Source organism: Halorussus ruber (assembly GCF_004765785.1).
Taxonomy (GTDB): Archaea; Halobacteriota; Halobacteria; order Halobacteriales; family Haladaptataceae; genus Halorussus; species Halorussus ruber.
This window is the reverse complement of sequence record NZ_SBIT01000007.1, coordinates 310,057-330,072: the sequence shown is the minus strand read 5'-3', so window position 1 is coordinate 330,072 and position 20,016 is coordinate 310,057. Positions and strand designations below refer to the sequence as shown.

Sequence of the window (20,016 nt, the reverse complement as noted above, 5' to 3'; positions counted from 1 at the left end):
GTCCGCTCCGGTTCTGCCCGGCGCTCACCGTCAGTTCAACGCGGCCACAAGACGCTACACGAATCCCGTCGTATCGCCGTTGGCCATGACGGCAGTAAAAATCATCAAAGTCCTCGGCACGTCCGAGGAGAGTTGGGAGCAAGCCGCCCACGAAGCGGTCGAACAGGCGAGCCACACCATCGACGACATCCACGGCGTCGAGGTCGAGGACTGGACCGCCGACGTGGAGAACGGCGAGATACAGAACTACAAGACGACCGTCGAGGTCGCCTTCCCGGTTCACGAACAGCAGAGCGAGTGACCGGCGTCGAGCGACCCACGCTCGCGCTATTTTCCGGCGAGGAAACAGCGGAAGTGCGACTACAGTTCGACCGCCATCATCACTTCGTCCACGTACTCGTCGTCTATCTTGTAGTGGTCCTCGCGCACCGCCTCGGTCTCCCAGCCGTGGTCTTTCAGGAACTCGATGGCGTACTCGTTGGTCGAGGGCGCGCTCTGGTAGACCTTCTCGTAGTCGTTCGAGGCGGCCCACTCCAGCCCGCGCTCCAGCAGGTGGCTCCCGATGCTGTGGCCCTGATAGTCGTCCAGCACGCCCACGGTGAGTTCCGCGGTGTGGGCCAGTTTGTCGAGTTCCGGCGCGTAGAGGTGGACCCATCCCACCACATCGTCGCCCACGGTGGCGACGAAGAACATCCGCGACTCGATTTCGTTGTGCCGCAGCAGCGCCTCGTCGTGGTCGATTTCGTCGGCCACGCTCTCGGCGACGATGTAGCTTCCCTGCTCGGCGACGCGCCGAATCGCGCCGACGATGCCCGCGAGGTCCTCCTGTCGCGCGGGCCGGACGGTGAACTCCACGCCGTCGACTTCGTACTCCTCGGCCGCGCCCTCCTCGAACGACGCCCGGAGCATCCCGTCGTGTTCCTCCAGATAGCCGTCGCGTTTGAGGATGGCGAGGTGGTGGCGGAACCCGCCGGGGTCGACGTGAAGCACGTCGCGGGCCTCTTCGAGGTCCACTTCGCCGTGGCTCTCGACGTACTCGTAGATTCGCTTGCGGTCCTCGTGGCCGAACTCCAGCGTTTCGGAGAACTTCATGGTCAATGATAACACACTCCGCGGCTACTTAGTCCTTTCTCGCGTTCGGGAGTTGATGTTAAGAGTAGTGCAGTCTGCTAACTAACTATACAATTTCTTAAACAATATCTATATTCTTCTACCTAATGTAATTATATGTCTAGTAGAAGGTGCGTCGAGGTGGGTCGCTTCGACGGTTCGAGTACCAAAAGCAGCGTCGAAACCGCGATGGCTTTGGAAGCCCCCGGTCGCTCGCGGTCGCTGGCCGACATATCTGCTCCTCTCCGCACAACCCGTCGCAGATAGGGATCGGCCAGACGACTACAATGAACGCGAGCGACCGGCCCCTTCATCCCACCCCGTGAGACGGTTCGCCGAGCGCACTCTCGGCGGCTAGTCGGCAAGGCGTAATCGCGGCAGTTGGTCGGCCGAGCGCCCGCCTACCGAACTCGACCCTGTGACCGCCACGCGACGCCGGAGTCGCGGTCCGCATCTCTGTCCGGAACTCCGGTCAGGAGGCGGGCGCTCTCGACCACGTCGCGGGTCTCGATGACCGCCTCGGCGGCTTCTCGGACGGTGCAGTCGAGGTCCACCTCGCGGCCGTGACACCGGGCGTAGAGCGCCAGCCAGTCGTTGAGCGCGCGCTCCATGCCCGACATCTCGGGGCGGTCGAGCGGCGCGAACTCGCCGGTCCGAGCCTCGACGTAGACCGCGACGACCTCGCCGACGCCGTCCCGGGCGAACTCGACGGCGCGCTCCTCGTCCGGCGGGTCCTCGGGCGGGTCGAAGCCCCGGCGGTCGGCTCGGGCGCGCTCGGCGAGGACTTCGATTCGGTCGCGGTAGTCGCTCATCGCGGTTCGGAGTCTGTCACGTGCGTTTCACCCCTCCTTGTACTCGACGCCCTTGCCGCCGCGGGGGTGTTCCCAGTCGGTGTCCGCCACGACGGCGCAGGTGCCGCACTCGACGCAGGGCTGGGTGTCGAGGCTGATGCGCTTCTCCTCGCTCCCGTTGGTCTTGACGGTCTCCTCGCGGTAGCACCCGCCGCCGAAGCCCTCGGCGCTGACCGGGCAGGCGTAGACCGCCGCGCCGCTGGCCTCCACCGAGTTGTCCCGCAGTTCGATGTGGGGGTTGCCAACGTCGGTATCGTAGGTCAGGTCGCCGATGCGCGTGACGAGGTCCTTGGGTTCGTAGTCGGCCTCGCCCGTGACCCGGTCGCCCAACTCCTCGGCGATGACGGTCGGCAGAGTGACGTAGGGCGTCTGGGTGTCGGGCACGATTTGGGAGAGATGGGGCGACGAGTAGAGGTCTTCGAGCAGGCCGCCCGCCACCTTGACCCCGAGGCGGCCGACCGAGGAGGTCAGCAGGGAGTCGGCCATCTCGGTCACGGCGTCGTGTTCGCCGAGGGCGCGAGCGACCTGATACCCCTTCGGCCTGAGCTTGCCCATGATGCCCTCGTTGCGGAGCTTCTGCTCGTAGAGTTCGCCAGCCTTGTCCGGGTCGCCGCGGAGTTTGGCCTCGGCGAAGGCCTCGCCAGCCAGCGCCCCGGCGCTCACGGCGTGGTTCATCCCCTTGATGATGGGGCCTTGGGCCTGCATCTGGCCTGCCGCGTCGCCGACCACCAGCAGGCGACCCTGATGGGGCGCGGGATGGGCGGCCTTCTTCGAGTCGGGCACCAGTTTCGCGCTGTACTCCACTTCGTCGTAGTGGCCCTCCAGCCAGTCGGCCATGAGGGGATGGGTGAGCAGGTTGTCCAGCAGCTGGTGGGGTTCGGCCTCCTGCTCGACGATGCTGTCGAGGTGGAAGACAGACCCGATGGAGAGGCTGTCCTCGTTGGTGTAGACGAACCCGCCGCCCCGAACGTCCTCGAACAGGTCGCCAGAGAACAGGTGTGCCTCGCCCTCCTCGTCGCCGACGCCGAACCGCTCGTCGATGACCTCAGGGGGCACGTCCACGACCGCTTTCACGCCTTGGAACCACTCCTCGGGGTCCTCCCAGTCCATCAGTCCGGCGTCGCGGGCCAGCTCCGAGTTCACGCCGTCTGCCGCAATCACGAGGTCGGCCCGGATGGGGTCGAGTTCGTCGCAGGTGACGCCCGCGATTTCGCCGCCCTCGCGGAGCAGGCCGTTCACTCGCACGTCGGTCAGGAGGCCGCCGCCGGTCTCGTTTGCCATCTCGTGAACCCGGTCGGCCATCCACGAGTCCATCTTCCGGCGCAGGACCGCGTCGGACCACTCGGTGTCGTGTTCGTGGAGGTCGGTGATGTCGAAGGTCTTGACCTTCTCGCCCGCCACGTTGTGCAGGTAGTAGTCGGTGACGGGGCGCTCGGTGGCCTCGCTCCGGAACTCCGGGAAGAGGCCGTCCACGGTGTATGGCGCGGACTCCTCGGCGTAGATGAGGCCGCCCGTCACGTTCTTCGACCCGGCTTCGACCCCGCGTTCGAGGACGAGGGTCTCCACGTCGTTTCGCGCCAGTACCGCCGCGGCGGCGGCCCCGCCGGGTCCCGCCCCGACCACGACCGCCTCGTAGTGTTCGTACTCGTCAGTCATCGCTTGCCTCCGTTGTGCTGGTCCGTCATCGCTCGCTTCCGTCCGCGGTCAGTCATCGCTCGCCTCCGCTCGCAGTTTCAGTTCGCCCGCCTCGATGGACTCGACGAGGCGGGGAAGCACCTCGAACAGGTCGCCCTCGATGAAGTAGTCGCTGAAGTCCCGAATCCGGGCGTCCGTGTCGGTGTTGATTGCGACGATAGTGTCAGATTCGTCCATCCCGACCTTGTGCTGGACCGCGCCCGAGATTCCGGCCGCGATGTAGAGGGTCGGTTGCACGATTTGCCCGGTCTCGCCGATTTGGCGCTCCTCGGACACGTAGTCGGCGACGTGGCCGTCCATATCGTAGGACGCCGTCACGACGCCCCGCGAGAGGCCGAGCGCGGCGTCCTCGAAGGCGTCTACCAAATCGAGACCCAACTCGATGCCCTCGGTCGGGTCGTCGCCGATGCCGCGACCGAGCGCCACGACGACTTCGTGGCCCGTCAAATCGACGCCCTCGTCCAGTCTGTCGAAGTCGGTCACGTCCACGCGGAACCAGTCGTCTCGGAGCGACAGGTCGTGTTCGACTACCTCGCCCTCCTTCTCGTAGTCGGGGTCGATGGGTTCGAAACTGCCCGGAATCACCGAACACCCCTGCGGGTGGAACTCTCGGCCGGGGTTGTCGAGACAGAGGATGGTCGAGTACTCGAATCCCGAGAAGTCCGGGCGCTTCATGTGGAGCACGCGGTCGAACTCGACCTTCTCGCCGGGTTCGCCGGTCTTGACGGGGTTGCTGATGAGTTCCTCTTGGATGGACAGCCCGGAACAGTCCGAGGCCAATCCGGAGTCGAGTTCGGCCTGCACCTGCGCCGAGAGGTCCCGGCCGTTGTTGGTCGCCGGGAAGAGGAAGTACCGGGGCTTGTCGTAGTCGCGCCACTCGGCGGTGGGTTCGGTGCCCGTCTCGCCGGTCGCCCAGTTCGGCGGTTCTGCGCCGCCGCGGGCCATGTCCGAGACGATTTCGGTGTAGGGCTTGTGGCGGAAGCGTTCCAACCTCGGGTCCTCGTGGTAAATCGCCACGTCCGCGCCGTAGGCGATTACGTCGTCCGTGAGGTCGCCGATGGACTCGTCGCCGACGAGGACGCCGACGACGCGCTCGTCGGTGGCGTACTCGTCGTTGTAGTCGTCCATCAGTTCGCGGGCCTTGCCGAGCATCTCCTTGGACACGTCCAGCAGTTCCCCGGCTTGCGTCTCGCAGTAGACCCACATGTCGCCGTACTCGCCGCCCTTCAGCGCCCGGACGTGCTTCTTGTCTCGGGTCTGGTTCTCGGCCTCGTAGCTGACCTGTTCGTCCGGCGCGGCCTCGCCCTCGTCGGCTTCCCCGGCTTCCTCGGGGGCGTCAGTACCTCCCTCGTCGGCGTACTCCTCCTCGTGGTCGGCGTCGGCCGGTTCCGTTTCGGTCTCGTCCTCCAACTCCTCGATTCGGCTCCGGATGGCCTCGGTCGCGGTCTTGCGGTCTTTGCCCTCCTGCTCGGCGGCCAGCACCGCGTCGAGTTCCGAGGAGTCGTCCAGTCCCGCGAGCTTCTCCTCCAGTTCGCTCACGGTGTGTTCGCTCGGGTCGAGGTCCGGGTTCTCGGGGGATTCGTCGGCCACGGTCAGTCACCTCCCGCGAGGGGTCGCATCTCGTCTAAAACCTGTTCCATGCCATCCTCGTCGCCGGGGGTCACCATCGTCGCCTCGCGCTCGGAGGGAGCCTTCGGAATCGGGTCCACGCCCGAGACGATTGTCGGCGAGCCGTCGAGACCGATGAAGTCGGGGTCCAAATCGAGTTCCTCGGCGCTCCACGAGGTGAGGTGGTCCTCGTACTCCTCGACGCGCTCTTCGGTCTCGGCCTTGAGTTGCTTGTGTCTGAGTCGGTGTTCGGCCCGCCGATACGACGGGTCGAACTCGGGGTCGGTGACGACGAACGCGGGCAAGGGGGCCTCGACGGTCTCGATTTCGTCCACGTCGCCCTCGACGAGGCGCTTGGCTCGGATTTTCTCCTCGTCCTCGTCCACGTCGAGCGCGATGACGTGGGTCACGATGGGCCGGTCGAGACACCAGCAGGTCTGAGGTCCGGTCTGGCCGGTCTCGCCGTCTGCGGTCTTGAATCCCGCGAATATCAGGTCTGGTTCGCCCGACTGGTCGGCCTCGGCGATTTGCTCGATACCGGCCGAGAGCGTGATGGAGGTAGACCACGTGTCCGCCGCCGCCATCTCGCGGTCCGACAGGAGATAGAGGTCGTCGGCGTAGACGCTCATCGCCTCCTCCAGCACGCTCTCGTAGCCCGGCGGCCCCATGCTCATCACGCTGACGGTCCCGCCCTGCTTGACCTTGGTCTGGAGCGCGGCCTGCAAGGCGTACTCGTCGTTGGGGTTCATGACCGTGGGGGTCGCACCGCGTTCGAGGTGGCCGTCCTCGTCGAACGACACCTGCCCCTCCCTGAAGTCGGGCACGCCCTTCGTCAGCACTACCGAGTGCATCGACACCACCGTCCAAGAGTGAGTCTCTCTCCCATACGTCGTCAGTATATCACCGTCAATGTTTATTACATTAACCCCGAAACGGTTATTTCGGGTTGTCGTCGTCTCGCCGAACCCGGCGAGCGACTAGCGAATCCGTCGAGAGTGGGGTACTGATTCTGAAAAAAACGCCGGAAATGACAGGTGGCTGTACTTCGGGAGGAGTCGAGTTACTCCGGGGTTTCGGCGGTGTCGGAGTCGGCGATAGTCACGTCGGGGATGTCCTCGTCGGAGAGGGACTCGCTGGACCGTCCGGTCGTCTCGTCTGCATCCACCGTCTCGCTTTCGTCGGTCGCACCGACCTCCTCGTCCGAGTCGCCGTGGAATCGCTTGCGGCCGCCGTCGCCGTCGGCCGCGATGTGTTCGTGGGTCCCGGCCTTGACCATCGACATCTCGCCGCTGGCGCGCATCGTCCCGTCGACGAGCGCCCCCTCGTGGAAGTGGAGGTCCTCGCAGGAGACGTCGCCCCTGACCTCCACGTCGTCGGCGAGTTCGACCGTCCCGTTGCGGGTGGTCACGTCGCCGTGGATGACGGTGTGTTCGCCGACCGAGATGTCGCCGCGGGCGCGGAGACTGCCGAACACGTCGTTTCGCTGGCCGACGTCGATGGACTCGGCGCGGATGTTGCCGTGGAGTCGGCAGTCGTCGCCGATGGTCGCGGGCGTCGAGACCCGCCACGAGTCGTCCGAGACGTGGCCGTTCCGCGGGATGACGACGGGTTCGGCGTCGATTTCCTCGCTGTCGAGCAGGTCCGAGACGACCTCCTCGGCGGCCTCCTCCTCGCCGATGCGCAGGAGTTGCTGGAGGTAGACGAAGAGGAAGACGATGGTCGGCATCGGGTTCCGGATGACGATCCAGCCGTTGGCCTCGAAGCCCCGTTCGATGTCCACGTCGTCGCCGATGTCCAAGTCGCCGCTGACCATCAGGCGACCGCCGACGTGGACGCGCTCGCCGAGGTAGGCGTCCCGGCCGACCAGCACGTTGTCCTGCACGTCCGACCACATGTCGAGGCGGCAGTCGGCCTCGGCCTCGATGTGGCCGCCGAACTGGACGCGCTCGCCAGCGATGACGTTGTGGCCCCGGACCCCGAACTCGACGGTACTCTGTCCGCCGACGATGATGTCACCGTCGGTCACCAAATCGTGCTCCTCGACGGTCGTCCCGTCGGGAATCGAGAGTTCGTCTAGGGGGTCCGAGCCGAGTGGCACACCGGTAACTTTCGTTTCACGCCTAATAAACTTCCGTCAGACAATCTCCAGAAATCGAACATTCGTCGTGTTCGTTCGGATGGGTTTTTAAATGGCGCGGCCAAACGGCGGGGTATGACGACGCTCGCCTTCGAAGAAGACGGCGTGGACGTGGTGTACGAGGGGACCGAGTTCCGACTCTCGAAGGACCTCATCGAGGGAGCGACCGGGAAGAACTACTTCGACGTGACCGACCACGAGGTGCTTCGCATCGTCGAGGAGGACCCCGAAATCACGGGCGAGGCCCGGCGTATCGGCGACATCATCCGGTAGGACGGTTCGTCGCGTTCAGGTAGGATTAAGGCCCGCTGGCCGAACGTATCGAGTATGAACCTGCCCGCCGACTTCGACCACCCCTCGTGGCTGACCGCGTTCGGAACGCTCGCCGGTTACGGCGTCATTCTGCTGGCGATGTTCTTCGCCCTCTTCGTCGTCCCCTACGCGGTGTTCGTCGCGCTCGGCTGACGCATCGGCAGAGAAATGTTCTGCTTTCTTTTCTGACCCAAAATATTTCTAAAGTAATTGTTTTGGTTGCTTAGAGACAGATGATAGTGTCCGAAGCCGAATACATAAGCGGTTCGCCGTCGCCCTCTCTGCGGGGGAATGGGAATGAGCGAAACGAAACCGTGGGCGACCAGAACCACGACAGATTACGACGAAATCCGCGAGTGGGCCGAGGAGCGCGACGGCGAACCCGCACGCGTCGTCGGAACCGGCGAGGGCGAGGACTTGGGCGTCCTCCGGTTCGACTTTCCGGAGGAGGAACCGGACAAGAACCTCGAAACGGTCGCGTGGGACGCCTTCTTCGAGAAGTTCGAGTCGGCGAACCTCGCGCTCCGCTACCAGCGCGAGAAGAAAAACGGCGAGCAGAGCTACTTCAACCGGTTCGTCCGCCGGGCCGAGACCGGCGTGGCCGACGCGCCCGAGGCCGACGTGTCGGTCGTCGCGGTGGGGTCCGCGCCGGTGCCCGGCGCGGACGAAGCATCCGAAGCGGGTGACAGAGGAGGGGAGGAAAGAGAAATCGACGCCGAGGAGAAATCGAGTCCCGACACCGACCCGGCGCGCGGTTCGACCGCCGAGGGCGTCCCCGACGAGGTGCTGGACAACCGACGCCGCCGGGCCGCGGCGCGACTCGCCGTCGGCCTCGCCGTGGACGAAATCCACGAGGACGCGCTGGGCTACGACCACTGGAACAAGAACGACGAGTATCTGGTGTTCCGCAACGAGGGCGACGAACCGCTGGACCTGACGGGGTGGACCGTCGAGAACAGCGACGGGACGACCTACGAGTTCCCCGACGAGTTCCTCCTCGACCCGCGAAAGCCGGTGACGCTCCACTCCGGGTCGGGCGAGGACACCGAGTTCCACCTCTACTGGGGCGCAGAGCGCGCGATTTGGAAGAACACGGGCGACGTGGTGACCGTGCGCGACGACGAAGAGAGGCGCGTGATTCGGGAGTCGTACTGAGAACGAGAAGGAGATCTTCCCCGTTGAGATGTGTAGTTTTTACTTGTATCGGTACGCAATTTGTGATGCGAATCTCTCGCTACGTCTTCGCTACGGCCAGTCGTCCGGCAACTCGTCGGCGTGGTTGTCCACGAGTTCGAGGAGCGGTGCGATGTCGTCGAAGTTTGGCCCCCGCCGAATCGTCCGCGTGTCGGGGCCCCAGTTGATGTAGCCTCGCTCGGCCAGTTTTGGAAGATGAGTGTGCTGGAGTGCTATCTTCAGTTGTTCGAGTCGCCCGTCGTCCGTGTTGTTCGGCGCAACCCCGCCCTGCGTGAGTTCGTCTTCGTCGCGGGGGTTGTGGTCTGCGACCGCCAGCAGGATACGGCGGCGATGGGTGTTACTCAGCATATCGAGCATGGCGTCGAGCGACGCCGAATCGGTGGTCTGTGACATTGTTTGGTGTCTCGTGATGCGGAACGCTCAGCGTCGGTGTTGCGTTCCGCGTGACGACCACGCGAAGAGAACGAGGGGGTATTCCCCTGCACGTCCGGTAGACCCGGTTCAAGCGGCCCCTTCATCGGTGGGGACAAACGCACAGCCTGTGATTCCGTGCTTTACTAGAAGGCTCCCAAGAGGATAAAGGTGGTTATTGATAGTAAACAATAAACGATACTGGCGTGCGAAGCCTAAACGAACACCCACGCTCTACATTCCGCATCGCCGGAGCAATCTTCTCGACGGAAGAACACTTCAACGGGGCCAATTTTCCGGACGCTACTGCCCGAACAGGCGTTCGAGGATGCCCCGGTTGCGAGCGCGCTCGGCCAGCAGGACCGAGCAGTTCACGTCCTCGACCACGTCGAGGACCAGCGACCCGCTGACGAGCCGCGAGAGGAGACCGCGCTCGGTCGCGCCGATGATGACCATCGAACAGTCGGCGGCGGCGCGCTCGATGGCCGACTCCACGTCGCCGGTTTCGACCCGGCGCTGGGCGTCCCCGAGGTCGTGTTTCTCGGCCCACTCTTCGAGGAAGGTCTCGCCCTCCGCGGCGTCGTCGGCGACGTGCAGGAGCGTGACCTCCGAGTCGTAGGCGTCTCTGAGCAGTTTGGCGATTTCGGCGCTCAGGTCCGAGTCGGGGCCGCCCGCGGTCGGCACCAGCACCTTCTCGGGGTCGAATCCGCGGTCTTTCAGCACGAGGAAGTCACAGGGCATGTCCATCCCGAGGTCGTCCACCGCGCTCTCGACCCGACCGGGCGACCCGTGAGCGTCCTCGCCCCACCCCATCACCACGAGGTCGGCGTCGTGGGTCTTTGCCGCCGAGAAAATCTCCTCGAACGACCGGTGGGAGACGATGGAGTGGGTCTCGACGTCCACGCCGAACGTCTCGGCGTCCCGCTGGGCCTCGTCGAGAATCTCGTGGTAGTTCTCCTCGTGTTCGTCGAGGTGGTCTGCGGCGTGGGCCAGCGGCGTCTGGTCGGGCACCGTGATGACGTGGACCGCGTCCAGCACTCCGTCGTGCTGTTTCGCCACGGCGCTGGCCAGCGTGATGAGGTCCTTCTCGTGTTCCGGATTCGCCAGCGGCACCATCACCCGGTACTCGCCGCCGTCGGGTTTGATGGACGTCGCGGCCGACACCGCCGGGTCGGGCATCTCGTCGCTCCGCGAGAGGACCAGATTCGAGAGGCGGCCCTGCTTGTCGGTCCGGGACTTGCCGTAGGCGAAGTACCAGACGATGCCGCCCCCGACGAACACCAGCGACAGCCCGATTTCGATCGGCTTCATGAACGCGATGAGGCCGAAGGAGGTCAGCGCGCCGAGTATCGGCACGACCGGGTAGAGCGGCACCTCGAAGTCGGGTTGATACTCGGGGTCGTCGGACTCGCGCATCACGATGAGCGCGACGTTCAGCAGTCCGTAGACGATGAGGTGCAGGACGCTTCCGGCCTTGGCGAGCGTCTTCACGTCGCCGACGACGATGAACAGCAGGATGAGACCGCCCGTGACCGCGATGCTCCGGTAGGGCGTGGCGAACTTGGGGTGAATGTCGTTGAGCTTCGCGCTGATGAGCTTGTCTCGACCCATAGCGAAGTTGATGCGCGAGGAGGCCAGAATCGAGGCGTTCGCGCTCGAGGCGGTCGCCAGCAGACCGGCGAACGTCAGCAGTCCGACCCCAATCGCGCCGAGACCGAACGCGCCGAACGAGATTTCGGCCACGTCGAGGACGGGCGTCTTGGTAAACTCGGGACTCAGCTGTCGCCAGTTGATGACGCCCATCAGGACGACCATGATGACGGCGTACATCACCGTCACGATGAGGACGCTTCCGACGACCGCCAGCGGCAGGTTCCGTCCCGGATTCTTCAGCTCCTCGGCGACCGTGGTAATCTTGGCGAACCCGAGGAAGGAGACGAAGACGAGTCCGGTCGCGGGGAGAATCGCGGTCGCACCGCCGGTCTCGGCCGGGAAGAACGGCCGGAGCGTCGAGAGGTCCGCTTGCAGGAATCCCAGCGCGGAGAACAGCGTGAGGATGCCCACGAGCGTGACGACGATGAACACCTGCAGGCGACCCGTCTCCTTCGCGCCGACGTAGTTGACCGCGATGAACGCCGACCCGGCGAGGAGCGCCCCGATTTGGAAGGACGAGAGCGTCATCACGCCGAGTCCGACGGCCGGAATCGGGAGGAAGGTGGCGAGGTACTCGCCGAACCCGAGGGTGTAGAACGCGCTGGCGAACGCCAGTCCCATCCAGTTGCCCCATCCGGCGACCGACCCGAACAGCGGACCGAGCGCGTGATTGATGTAGTAGTAGCCACCGCCAGCCTTCGGCATCGCGGTGCCGAGTTCAGACGCCGACAGTGCGGTGAACAGCGAGATGACGCCGCCGACCACGAACGACAGCGCCACGGCGGGTCCGGCGGCCGCGGCCGCCTGCCCCGGAAGCACGAAAATCCCTGCGCCGATCATCGTCCCGACCCCGATGGTCAGCGCGGCGAGGAGACCGAGGTCCTTGGCCAGTTCTTCGTCGCCCGATGTCATCCGTCCTCCCCTTGTGGTAGTGTGACCACCGGCCGGTCGGCCTTCGTCACCAACTTGGTCGTCCGGTCGCCCGTGAGGAGTCGGGTGAGTCGCCCGCTCCGGCGCGGCCGGAAGGCGATGGCGCTCACGTCCAGTTCGTCGGCCACGTCGAGGATGGCCTCGACGACTTTCCGCCGGTAGGCGGTCTCGTCCTCGGCGTCGGGGAAGGTCTCCCGAATCGCCTCGAACGCCTCGGCGGCGAGTTGTTCGGACTGCTCGACGGGCGTCTTGTCCGGCACGCCCTCGCCTTTCTCGACCACGTGCAGGACGGTCACTCGCTCGGGACTGTACGGTGCGAGTTCGCGCGCCGACAACCGCGCGTCCTCCTCGTCTGCCACGGGGACGAGGACGTGGGAGAGTAACTGGCGCTCTGATTCCGATTGAGTCATAGGTGGCCATTCCGCCGTGGAGGCTAAAACGATTCCCCATTTCTACCGCCCCGCGGGCGAGAATGTCTCAGTTTGTCACGGTAGCACGGCTATCGGTCGCGTCTGCGAGAAAGAAAAACGGTGACGAGGAGTCAGGCGAGGCCCGTCAGGCGAAGGTCTTCGAGACTTCGTCGTCGTCGTCCTCGGCCTCGATTTTGGCCTTAGCGTCCTCGAAGTCCTGCATCGTGATTTCGGTCCGGTCGTCGCGGATGGCGAACATCCCGGCCTCTGTACAGATGGCCTTGATGTCCGCGCCGGAGGCGTCCTCGACGTCCTCGGCCAGTTTGGCGTAGTCGAGGTCCTCGCTGACGTTCATGTCGCGGGTGTGGATGCGGAAGATCTTCTCCTTGCCCTCCTGGTCGGGCTTGGGCACTTCGATGAGGCGGTCGAACCGGCCGGGCCGGAGGATGGCGCGGTCGAGCATGTCGAAGCGGTTCGTGGCCGCGATGATTCGAATCTCGCCGCGGTCCTCGAAGCCGTCCATCTCGCTGAGCAGTTGCATCATCGTGCGCTGGACCTCGGCGTCGCCCGAGGTCTTCGAGTCGGTGCGCTTGGCCGCGATGGCGTCGATTTCGTCGATGAACAGCACGGCGGGTTCGTGCTGGCGGGCGACCTCGAAGAGGTCACGAACCAGCTTCGCGCCCTCGCCGATGAACTTGTGGACCAGTTCCGAGCCAGCCATCTTGATGAAGGTGGCGTCGGTCTGGTTGGCGACGGCTTTCGCCAGCATCGTCTTGCCGGTGCCGGGCGGGCCGTAGAGCAGGACGCCGCTGGGCGGGTCGATGCCGACCTCGCCGAACATGTCGGGATTTTCGAGGGGCATCTCGACCGTCTCGCGGACCTCCTGCATCTGGTCTTCGAGACCGCCGATGTCCTCGTAGGACACCTGCGGGGACTCGTCGACCTGCATGACGCGGGCGCGAACGTCGGTCTCGCTCTCCAGCGTCTTCACGATGGACAGGGAGTTGTTGACGGCGACCCGGTCGTCGGGTTCGAGGTCCTCGCGCATCTCGTCGGTGACCTCGGTGACGGCCTCCTGGTTGTTGCCGTGCTGTTTGATAATCACGCCGTCGTCGGTGATCTCTTGGACCGTGGCGACGAACAGCGGCGACTGCTTGAGTTTCTTGTTCTCGTGGGTCAGGCGTTCGAGCTTCTGCTGGTACTTGTTGTTCTCGGCGTTCGCATCCAGAAGCTTGTCACGCATCTCCTCGTTCTGAGACTCCAGAACCTCCAACCGCTCCTGCAGGGCCTCAATCTTGTCCTGCTGGGACGCGCTCTCCTCGTCGTAGGGGAGATCGACGTCTTCCACAGTATCGGTCATCACGACGGTCTAGGTCCCACCCTCATAAGAGGCTTCGGGTGGGGTGTGACGAGTGTCAGACAATCGCACGTTTCTCGCCCGGTCGTGGACGCGACTTGATGCTTTCAGGTTATATTTTAGAAAGGGAAATATTATTAGCCTGTATCTAGAAGTACGGGACACGATGAGCGCCTCAGAAACTGCTCAACGGGAGAAGAGTCGGCTCACGGGGGAGAATGCGTCGGAGGCGATACGGGAACTGCCGCCGAGCGCGAAACTCGTCGCCAAGGTACTCGAATATAACGACACGTTAACCCAGAGCCAAATCGCCGAGGAGTCCCTGCTCCCGGACCGGACGGTTCGGTACGCGCTGAACCGACTGGACGAGGAGGGCATCGTGGACTCGCGGTTCTCCTTCTCGGACGCTCGCAAGCGACTCTACTCGCTGGACCTCGACTGAAGGACTCCTCGGACCGCGGTTCGACAGGGGGACGGTGTTCGACGGGAGGACGGTGGACCTCGGGTGGGTCTAATTTTATATACTATCGCGCGTGACTCCGGGGTATGCCCGACAGACGCCTCCTGGTTTCCAACTCCCGCCGAGTCGCCGCGTCGCGGAATGCCTTTAGGTTCCGGATGCAAACCACGAATCAATGACACGGGTGATACACACGGGGGACACCCATCTCGGGTACCAGCAGTACCACGCTCCCGAGCGACGGGAGGACTTCCTCCGGGCCTTCGAGCAGGTAATCGACGACGCAATCGCCGAGGACGTGGACGCCGTCGTCCACGCCGGGGATCTCTTTCACGACCGCCGCCCCGACCTGAACGCCCTCCACGGAACCATCTCGATTCTGGGCAAACTACGGGACGCCGACATCCCGTTTCTCGCCATCGTCGGCAACCACGAGGGGACTCGCGGTCGCCAATGGCTCGACCTCTTCGAGATGCTGGGGTTGGCGACGAGACTGGACGACACGCCCGAAGTCGTGGGCGAGACGGCCTTCTACGGTCTCGACCACGTGCCCAAGTCCAAGCGCGACGACTTGGACTACCAGTTCGCCGACCACGACCGACCCCACGCTGCGCTGGTGAGCCACGGCCTGTTCAAGCCGTTCGACCTCGGCGACTGGGACGCCGAGGAGGTCCTGACCGAGGCCAACCTCGACTTCGACGCGATGCTTCTGGGCGACAACCACAAGCCCGACACCAAGGAGGTGGCGGACACGTGGGTCACCTACTGCGGTTCGACCGAGCGGTGTAGCACCGACGAGCGCGAGGACCGGGGCTACAACATCGTGGAGTTCGACGGCGAGACCACCATCACCCGCCGGGGAATCGACGCGACGCGGGACTTCGAGTACGTCCCCGCGGACCTCGCGGAGGGCGAGGGCATCGAGCGAGTCCGCGAGAAAATCCGCGAGCGAGACGTCGAGGAGGCCGTCGTGGTCGTGGAAATCGACGGCGAAGGCGAGCAGATTCCGCCCGCCACCGTCGAGGAGTTCGCGCTCGAAGAGGGCGCACTCGTGGCCCGCGTCAAGGACCGTCGGGAGATAGACGAGGACGACGGCGAGGTCGAAGTCTCGTTCGCCGACCCCGACGACGCGGTGCGAGAGCGCGTCCGCGACCTCGGCCTGAGCGAGGCCGCCCGCGGCCTCGACGAGACGGTCCGGGCGAGCAAAGTCGCCGACTCGAACGTCCGCGAGTCGGTCGAGAACCGGGTGAGCGAACTGGTCGAGGAGGGTGACCTCTCGGCGTTCGAGGCCGCGCCCGACGAGGCAAGCGAGGCGGGCGACGACCCACCGGACACCGACGAGCGCGAGGAGAAAGCGCCCGACCCCGACGACGCCGAGGCCGTGGAAGCAGTCGCGGAGGCCGCGGCGGAAGCCGAGACGGGTGACGCGGCAGAGGCCGAGACGGGAGACGCGGCGGAGGCCGACTCGGCCACCGAGGCGGGGACGGAAACCAATTCGGCCACCGAGCGGGAATCGGCCGCGGCCGATTCCGGTGGGACGGACACCGACGCTGACGACGGAACGCTGGAGGAGTACCTATGAAATTCGACCGAGTTCGCCTGCGGAACTTCAAGTGCTACGCCGACGCCGACCTGCGCCTCGACCGGGGCGTGACCGTCATCCACGGGTTGAACGGGAGCGGGAAGTCCTCGCTGCTGGAAGCCTGCTTCTTCGCGCTCTACGGCGCGAAGGCGCTCGACCGGACGCTGGAGGACGTCGTCACCATCGGCGAGGAGGAGGCCATCATCGAACTCTGGTTCACCCACGAGGGCGGCGACTACCACGTCCGGCGGCGGATTCGGGCGACCGGCGAGCGCGCCACGACCGCCGAGTGCGTGCTGGAGACGCCCGAGGATACGGTCGAGGGTGCCAGAGACGTTCGCGCAGAGGTCACCAAACTGTTCCGGATGGACTCGGAGGCGTTCGTCAACTGCGCGTACGTCCGGCAGGGCGAGGTCAACAAGCTCATCAACGCCTCGCCGACCCAGCGCCAAGACATGATAGACGACCTCCTCCAGCTCGGGAAACTGGAGGAGTACCGTGAACGCGCCAGCGACGCACGCCTCGGGGTCAAGTCCGTGCTGGACGACAAGCGCGGGAGCCTCTCGGAGTTGGACGCCCAAATCGAGCAGAAAGAGGAGAAGAACCTCCACGAGCGCCTGAACAACCTCAAGTCGAAGCTCAAGGAGACCGAGGGCGAAATCGAGCGATTCGAGGAGAATCAAGAGACTGCTCGGCAAACCCGCGAGCAGGCCGTCGAGGTACTGGAGACTTACGAGGAGAAGCGCGAGGAGTTGGAGACCCTTTCGGACGACATCGAGGAGTTGGAGTCCGAAATCAGCCAGACCGAGCAGCAGCGGTCCGAACACGGCGAGCGGGTTCGGGAACTCCGCGAGCGCGTCGAGGAGTTGGACGACGAGATTTCGGACCTGCTGGCCGAGACCGAACTGGATTCGGCCGACGAGGACGCCATCGAGGAGCGACTGGACGAACTCGACGCCGAGGACGAGGCCGTGGCCGACGAACTCAACGACGCGAAGACGCAGGCACAGATGTTCGGCAATCAGGCCGACAACCTCGCTCAGAAGGCCGACGAGACCGAACAGCGCGCGGCGAACAAGCGCGCCGAGGCCGACGAGCGCGAGGCCGAGGCCGACGAGGCCGAGGCCGACCTCGAAGCGCGCCGCGAACGCGTGGCTGAGTTGGACGACCAAATCGAGGCCGAGCGCGCGAAGTTCGAGGACGCGCCCGTCGAGTTCGGCGAGGCCGAGTCGCACCTCGGCGACCGCCGCGAGGCCAAATCCGACATCCAGAGCCGAATCGAGGACGCGAAGGCCGACCTCCAGAGCGCCCGCGACAGCGTGGCCGAGGCCGAGGAACTGCTGGCGGAAGGCAAGTGCCCCGAGTGCGGGCAACCGGTCGAGGACTCGCCCCACGTCGATACGATAGAGGAGGACCGCGAGCGCGTGGCCGAGTTGGAGACCGAACTATCCGACCTGCGCGACCGGCGCGAGGAGGTCGGCGAGGAAGTCGAACGCGCCCAAGCCCTCGTCGAGGCCGAGCGCGAGGTCCAGAGCCTGCGCGAGAACCGGAAGCTGGCGAAAGAGTCGGTCGCCGACCGCGAGGAGACGGTCGAAGCGAAGCGCGAAGAGGCCCGAGACCTGCGCGAGGAGGCCGACGAACTCGAATCGCAGGCCGAGGAGCGCCGCGAGGACGCCCAGAATCTGCGCGAGAAGGCCGACGACCGGCGCGAGACGGTCGAGGAACTCGAAGCCGAGCGCGAGGCGATTGCGGCCAAGCAGGACCGACTCGACCGGATTCGGTCGCTCCGGAGCGACCGGTCCGACGCCGAGGCCGACATCGAGCGCCACCGCGAGAAGCGCGCCAGCCTCGACGACCAGAACGACCTGCGCCGGGACCGACTCGAAGACAAGCGCGAGCGACGCCGCGACCTGCGCGAGAGCTACGACGAGCAGAAGGTGCAGTCGGCACGCGAGGACAGAAAAGAGGCCGAGGAGTATCTGAAGGACGTCGAGGTGAAACTGGACGAGCTTCGAGAGCGGCGCGACAACCTCCAGAGCGCCATCGGCGGCGTCGAGAACGAAATCGAGGAGTTGGAGAACCTCCGGAGTCGGCGCGAGGACCTGCTGGAGCGGGTCGAATCGCTCGAATCGCTCCGCGACGAGGCCGCCGAGCTACAGGAGATGTACGGCAACCTCCGGGCGGAACTCCGCCAGCGCAACGTCGAGCAGTTGGAGCAGATGCTCAACGAGGTCTTCGAGTTGGTCTACCAGAACGACTCGTACGCCCGCATCGAACTCGACGGCGAGTACGAGTTGACCGTCTACCAGAAGGACGGCGAACCGCTCGACCCCGAGCAACTGTCCGGCGGCGAGCGCGCGCTGTTCAACCTGAGCCTGCGCTGTGCAATCTACCGGCTCCTCTCGGAGGGCATCGAGGGGACCGCGCCGATGCCGCCGCTGATTCTGGACGAACCGACCGTCTTCCTCGACTCGGGCCACGTCTCGCAACTCGCGGAACTCATCGAATCGATGCGGGAGTTGGGCGTCGAGCAAATCGTGGTCGTGAGCCACGACGACGAACTCGTCGCCGCCGCGGACGACGTGGTGTACGTCGAGAAGGACTCGGTGTCGAACCGCTCGACGGTCGAGCGCCGGGAGAGCCTGCTGGAAGCGGCTGACTGAGGCAAAGAAAGAAAATTGTTTCTCTGAGGATTGTTTTTGAGGGCTTAAGAATTGTATAGTTATCTCTCTGTGAGAAAGCGGAGGCCCTCGTCCGCCGCGTCGGTCGTCGCGTAGCCGCGTTCGCCCATCACGGTCGTCTCCGCGACCAGACCGGCCGCGCGGAACTCGGTGAGCAGCCCCAGCAGGTCGCTCTCGCAGAGGTCGGTGGCGTCGAGGAGGTACCGAACCGAGTGCGGGCCGCGCTCGCGGAGGTCCACGAGCAGGCCGAGCGCCCGGTCGTCGGGCGCGGCGGTCAGAATCCGCCGGGCCGGTTCCGGCACGGCCCGCGCGGCGGTCGAAAGCGGCGACTCGCCGGAGACGGGTTCGAGCGCGTCGCGCTTTCGATGGGTCTCCTCGCCGGTCTCGGGGTTCCGGACCTTACAGGAGTCGCCCGACTCCTTGACGAGGACGAAGATATCGCCGGTATCGTCCCGAACGGTTCTCATGGGCCGTGGTAGGCGCGGGCCGGGGTTAGGCTTTCTGGACTTCGGGAACTCGTTTCGCAAGGCTTCGTCCGGTTGCTCTATCTTGGCGTGGTTAGGAATGCGAACAGCGGGATTGCGGTGGTGGTGTCTTCCTGAAGCCCCCGCCAGTCGCCTTGTTTTATTGGGGATTCAAGGGGGAATCGTGGCCGTGAACGTCTATTGAAGCCCCCGCCCGGTCGCGGTCACGTGAGCGAAGCGAACGTGACCTCGGGAGACGCGGTTTGTCTCCCGGCGGTCGCTCCGCGAGATATCCGCGCCTCTCAGCACCGCCCGGCGCGGATAGTTGCTCGCGGAGACGACCACGGCCTTCGGCCGCGACCGGGCGGCCCCTTCATCCCACCCGAGAGGAGTTCGGCCAAGCGTTCGCTGGCGGTTGGTCGGCCAAGCGTTCGCTGGCGGTTGGTCGGCCAAGCGTTCGCTGGCGGTTGGTCGGCCGAGCATTCGCTGGCGGTTGGTCGGCCGAGCGCAGTCAGTCGGGAAGTCGCGGGAAAGCAGTCGGTTATTCGTCGTCGCTGGTCACGGACTGATACTGCCGCCAGCCGCGCAGGAAGGCGAACGCGCCCGCCAGGAAAATCGCGCCGCCGACCTGCCAGCGACCGCGAAAACCGGCGACCATCAGGCCGAGGCTCATGCCGAACAGCGCGACGTTGAAGATGAGAACGAGCGACCAGAACTGCTTTTTGAGTTCGGTGTCGGCCTCGTCCTCCTTTTTCGACGTATCGGGCACCGACGGCGGCTCGGGCACGAGGTCGTCCGTACCGAGGTTGTCCGCGGGATTGTCCGGGAGGAGGTCTGTCTCGGCCTGCGGCGGGTCCTCGGGCAGAAGCTCGGCTACCGAGTCGTCGCTGTCGTCCGGCGTCGAATCGTCGGAGGCCACACTTCGAATCCGGAAGGAACGAGGAAAAGCGCTTCGTCCTCGTCGGCGTTAAATTTGCTCTTTAAGCGTGAGCGGTCGGCCCGCTTTCAACCACGCCAACGGGTTCTCCGCGTCGTAGAATACGACGCCGTCCTCTGTGTCGTAGGACTCGATCGTCGCTTCCGAGTCGGCGGGTTCGGGAAGCGCCGCTTCCGCACGATCCAGCTCGTCGCCAGGGTTGACGTGGTCGGACATAGGCGTCA

The 20,016-nt window shown here is 65.1% G+C and carries 21 protein-coding genes; 7 read left to right on the top strand and 14 right to left on the bottom strand.

Annotated elements, in window-relative coordinates; all coding sequences use genetic code 11:
* Nucleotides 1-85 precede the first annotated feature (85 nt).
* Nucleotides 86-301 (top strand): dodecin family protein, encoded by a 216-nt coding sequence (locus EPL01_RS12915; RefSeq protein ID WP_135825674.1) that lies wholly within the window; start codon nucleotides 86-88, stop codon nucleotides 299-301.
* 59 nt (nucleotides 302-360) lie between these two features.
* Here the strand turns inward: EPL01_RS12915 and EPL01_RS12910 are convergent, their stop codons facing one another.
* From EPL01_RS12910 to EPL01_RS12885, 6 genes are all read right to left on the bottom strand, one after another.
* Nucleotides 361-1,092, bottom strand: a complete 732-nt coding sequence (locus EPL01_RS12910; RefSeq protein ID WP_135825673.1) for a bifunctional helix-turn-helix transcriptional regulator/GNAT family N-acetyltransferase — start codon at nucleotides 1,090-1,092, stop codon at nucleotides 361-363.
* A gap of 419 nt (nucleotides 1,093-1,511) precedes the next feature.
* Complete coding sequence (locus tag EPL01_RS12905; RefSeq protein ID WP_135825672.1) at nucleotides 1,512-1,922, bottom strand: DUF8055 family protein; 411 nt, start codon at nucleotides 1,920-1,922, stop codon at nucleotides 1,512-1,514.
* Between the two features lie 27 nt (nucleotides 1,923-1,949).
* A complete protein-coding gene (locus EPL01_RS12900; protein ID WP_135825671.1) occupies nucleotides 1,950-3,617 on the bottom strand; it encodes an FAD-dependent monooxygenase in 1,668 nt (555 codons plus the stop codon).
* Nucleotides 3,618-3,665: 48 nt separating this feature from the next.
* Nucleotides 3,666-5,246, bottom strand: coding sequence for an electron transfer flavoprotein subunit alpha/FixB family protein (locus EPL01_RS12895; protein WP_135825670.1), 1,581 nt, complete (start codon nucleotides 5,244-5,246; stop codon nucleotides 3,666-3,668).
* A gap of 2 nt (nucleotides 5,247-5,248) precedes the next feature.
* Nucleotides 5,249-6,115 carry an electron transfer flavoprotein subunit beta/FixA family protein gene (locus EPL01_RS12890; RefSeq protein ID WP_135825669.1) on the bottom strand — a complete coding sequence of 289 codons (867 nt, stop codon included), beginning with the start codon at nucleotides 6,113-6,115 and terminating at the stop codon, nucleotides 5,249-5,251.
* A 209-nt stretch (nucleotides 6,116-6,324) separates the two neighbouring features.
* Nucleotides 6,325-7,362: a polymer-forming cytoskeletal protein gene (locus tag EPL01_RS12885; protein WP_135825668.1), complete on the bottom strand. Its 1,038-nt coding sequence runs from the start codon at nucleotides 7,360-7,362 to the stop codon at nucleotides 6,325-6,327.
* 114 nt (nucleotides 7,363-7,476) lie between these two features.
* Here EPL01_RS12885 and EPL01_RS12880 point away from each other — a divergent pair, with 114 nt between their 5' ends.
* From EPL01_RS12880 to EPL01_RS12875, 3 genes are all read left to right on the top strand, one after another.
* Nucleotides 7,477-7,674, top strand: a complete 198-nt coding sequence (locus EPL01_RS12880; protein ID WP_135825667.1) for a DUF5800 family protein — start codon at nucleotides 7,477-7,479, stop codon at nucleotides 7,672-7,674.
* A gap of 54 nt (nucleotides 7,675-7,728) precedes the next feature.
* On the top strand, nucleotides 7,729-7,866 hold the full coding sequence (locus tag EPL01_RS21705; RefSeq protein ID WP_168215907.1) for a hypothetical protein: 138 nt from the start codon (nucleotides 7,729-7,731) through the stop codon (nucleotides 7,864-7,866).
* Between the two features lie 144 nt (nucleotides 7,867-8,010).
* Complete coding sequence (locus tag EPL01_RS12875) at nucleotides 8,011-8,868, top strand: lamin tail domain-containing protein (RefSeq protein WP_135825666.1); 858 nt, start codon at nucleotides 8,011-8,013, stop codon at nucleotides 8,866-8,868.
* Between the two features lie 90 nt (nucleotides 8,869-8,958).
* On the opposite strand, the gene EPL01_RS12870 is transcribed toward EPL01_RS12875, so the two are convergent.
* The 4 genes from EPL01_RS12870 to pan1 form a co-directional block, all read right to left on the bottom strand.
* Nucleotides 8,959-9,300, bottom strand: coding sequence for a DUF7344 domain-containing protein (locus EPL01_RS12870; protein ID WP_246045693.1), 342 nt, complete (start codon nucleotides 9,298-9,300; stop codon nucleotides 8,959-8,961).
* A gap of 321 nt (nucleotides 9,301-9,621) precedes the next feature.
* A complete protein-coding gene (locus tag EPL01_RS12865) occupies nucleotides 9,622-11,883 on the bottom strand; it encodes an amino acid permease (protein WP_135825665.1) in 2,262 nt (753 codons plus the stop codon).
* Nucleotides 11,880-12,311 (bottom strand): universal stress protein, encoded by a 432-nt coding sequence (locus EPL01_RS12860; RefSeq protein WP_135825664.1) that lies wholly within the window; start codon nucleotides 12,309-12,311, stop codon nucleotides 11,880-11,882. The genes EPL01_RS12865 and EPL01_RS12860 overlap by 4 nt, the downstream gene beginning before the upstream one ends.
* A gap of 145 nt (nucleotides 12,312-12,456) precedes the next feature.
* The gene (pan1, locus tag EPL01_RS12855) at nucleotides 12,457-13,671 is read right to left on the bottom strand and encodes a proteasome-activating nucleotidase Pan1 (protein WP_135825663.1); all 1,215 of its coding nucleotides are present in this window, start codon (nucleotides 13,669-13,671) and stop codon (nucleotides 12,457-12,459) included.
* Between the two features lie 163 nt (nucleotides 13,672-13,834).
* Here pan1 and EPL01_RS12850 point away from each other — a divergent pair, with 163 nt between their 5' ends.
* The 3 genes from EPL01_RS12850 to rad50 all read left to right on the top strand — a co-directional run bounded on the left by EPL01_RS12850 (nucleotide 13,835) and on the right by rad50 (nucleotide 18,373).
* Nucleotides 13,835-14,110 (top strand): MarR family transcriptional regulator, encoded by a 276-nt coding sequence (locus EPL01_RS12850; protein WP_135825662.1) that lies wholly within the window; start codon nucleotides 13,835-13,837, stop codon nucleotides 14,108-14,110.
* 193 nt (nucleotides 14,111-14,303) lie between these two features.
* Entirely contained in the window at nucleotides 14,304-15,710 is a 1,407-nt protein-coding gene (gene mre11, locus EPL01_RS12845) for a DNA double-strand break repair protein Mre11 (protein ID WP_135825661.1), read from the top strand.
* Nucleotides 15,707-18,373: a DNA double-strand break repair ATPase Rad50 gene (rad50, locus tag EPL01_RS12840; protein ID WP_135825660.1), complete on the top strand. Its 2,667-nt coding sequence runs from the start codon at nucleotides 15,707-15,709 to the stop codon at nucleotides 18,371-18,373. The genes mre11 and rad50 overlap by 4 nt, the downstream gene beginning before the upstream one ends.
* A 59-nt stretch (nucleotides 18,374-18,432) precedes the next feature.
* Here rad50 and EPL01_RS12835 read toward each other — a convergent pair whose 3' ends face one another.
* From EPL01_RS12835 to EPL01_RS12820, 4 genes are all read right to left on the bottom strand, one after another.
* Complete coding sequence (locus EPL01_RS12835) at nucleotides 18,433-18,858, bottom strand: DUF7346 family protein (protein WP_135825659.1); 426 nt, start codon at nucleotides 18,856-18,858, stop codon at nucleotides 18,433-18,435.
* 195 nt (nucleotides 18,859-19,053) lie between these two features.
* The gene (locus EPL01_RS12830; RefSeq protein ID WP_135825658.1) at nucleotides 19,054-19,338 is read right to left on the bottom strand and encodes a hypothetical protein; all 285 of its coding nucleotides are present in this window, start codon (nucleotides 19,336-19,338) and stop codon (nucleotides 19,054-19,056) included.
* 58 nt (nucleotides 19,339-19,396) lie between these two features.
* Nucleotides 19,397-19,774, bottom strand: coding sequence for a DUF7322 domain-containing protein (locus tag EPL01_RS12825; protein WP_135825657.1), 378 nt, complete (start codon nucleotides 19,772-19,774; stop codon nucleotides 19,397-19,399).
* 48 nt (nucleotides 19,775-19,822) lie between these two features.
* The gene (locus tag EPL01_RS12820) at nucleotides 19,823-20,008 is read right to left on the bottom strand and encodes a DUF7331 family protein (RefSeq protein ID WP_135825656.1); all 186 of its coding nucleotides are present in this window, start codon (nucleotides 20,006-20,008) and stop codon (nucleotides 19,823-19,825) included.
* Nucleotides 20,009-20,016: the final 8 nt, after the last annotated feature.

Bases quoted from the DNA above. Each gene is read 5' to 3' on its own strand.
- rad50 (WP_135825660.1), top strand. From the start codon at position 15,707: ATGAAATTCGACCGAGTTCGCCTGCGGAACTTCAAGTGCTACGCCGAC.
- EPL01_RS21705 (WP_168215907.1), top strand. From the start codon at position 7,729: ATGAACCTGCCCGCCGACTTCGACCACCCCTCGTGGCTGACCGCGTTC.
- EPL01_RS12860 (WP_135825664.1), bottom strand. From the start codon at position 12,311: ATGACTCAATCGGAATCAGAGCGCCAGTTACTCTCCCACGTCCTCGTC.
- mre11 (WP_135825661.1), top strand. From the start codon at position 14,304: ATGACACGGGTGATACACACGGGGGACACCCATCTCGGGTACCAGCAG.
- EPL01_RS12870 (WP_246045693.1), bottom strand. From the start codon at position 9,300: ATGTCACAGACCACCGATTCGGCGTCGCTCGACGCCATGCTCGATATG.
- EPL01_RS12850 (WP_135825662.1), top strand. From the start codon at position 13,835: ATGAGCGCCTCAGAAACTGCTCAACGGGAGAAGAGTCGGCTCACGGGG.
- EPL01_RS12900 (WP_135825671.1), bottom strand. From the start codon at position 3,617: ATGACTGACGAGTACGAACACTACGAGGCGGTCGTGGTCGGGGCGGGA.
- EPL01_RS12905 (WP_135825672.1), bottom strand. From the start codon at position 1,922: ATGAGCGACTACCGCGACCGAATCGAAGTCCTCGCCGAGCGCGCCCGA.
- EPL01_RS12880 (WP_135825667.1), top strand. From the start codon at position 7,477: ATGACGACGCTCGCCTTCGAAGAAGACGGCGTGGACGTGGTGTACGAG.
- EPL01_RS12890 (WP_135825669.1), bottom strand. From the start codon at position 6,115: ATGCACTCGGTAGTGCTGACGAAGGGCGTGCCCGACTTCAGGGAGGGG.
- EPL01_RS12835 (WP_135825659.1), bottom strand. From the start codon at position 18,858: ATGAGAACCGTTCGGGACGATACCGGCGATATCTTCGTCCTCGTCAAG.
- EPL01_RS12915 (WP_135825674.1), top strand. From the start codon at position 86: ATGACGGCAGTAAAAATCATCAAAGTCCTCGGCACGTCCGAGGAGAGT.
- EPL01_RS12820 (WP_135825656.1), bottom strand. From the start codon at position 20,008: ATGTCCGACCACGTCAACCCTGGCGACGAGCTGGATCGTGCGGAAGCG.
- EPL01_RS12865 (WP_135825665.1), bottom strand. From the start codon at position 11,883: ATGACATCGGGCGACGAAGAACTGGCCAAGGACCTCGGTCTCCTCGCC.
- EPL01_RS12910 (WP_135825673.1), bottom strand. From the start codon at position 1,092: ATGAAGTTCTCCGAAACGCTGGAGTTCGGCCACGAGGACCGCAAGCGA.
- EPL01_RS12830 (WP_135825658.1), bottom strand. From the start codon at position 19,338: ATGCTCGGCCGACCAACCGCCAGCGAACGCTTGGCCGACCAACCGCCA.
- pan1 (WP_135825663.1), bottom strand. From the start codon at position 13,671: ATGACCGATACTGTGGAAGACGTCGATCTCCCCTACGACGAGGAGAGC.
- EPL01_RS12875 (WP_135825666.1), top strand. From the start codon at position 8,011: ATGAGCGAAACGAAACCGTGGGCGACCAGAACCACGACAGATTACGAC.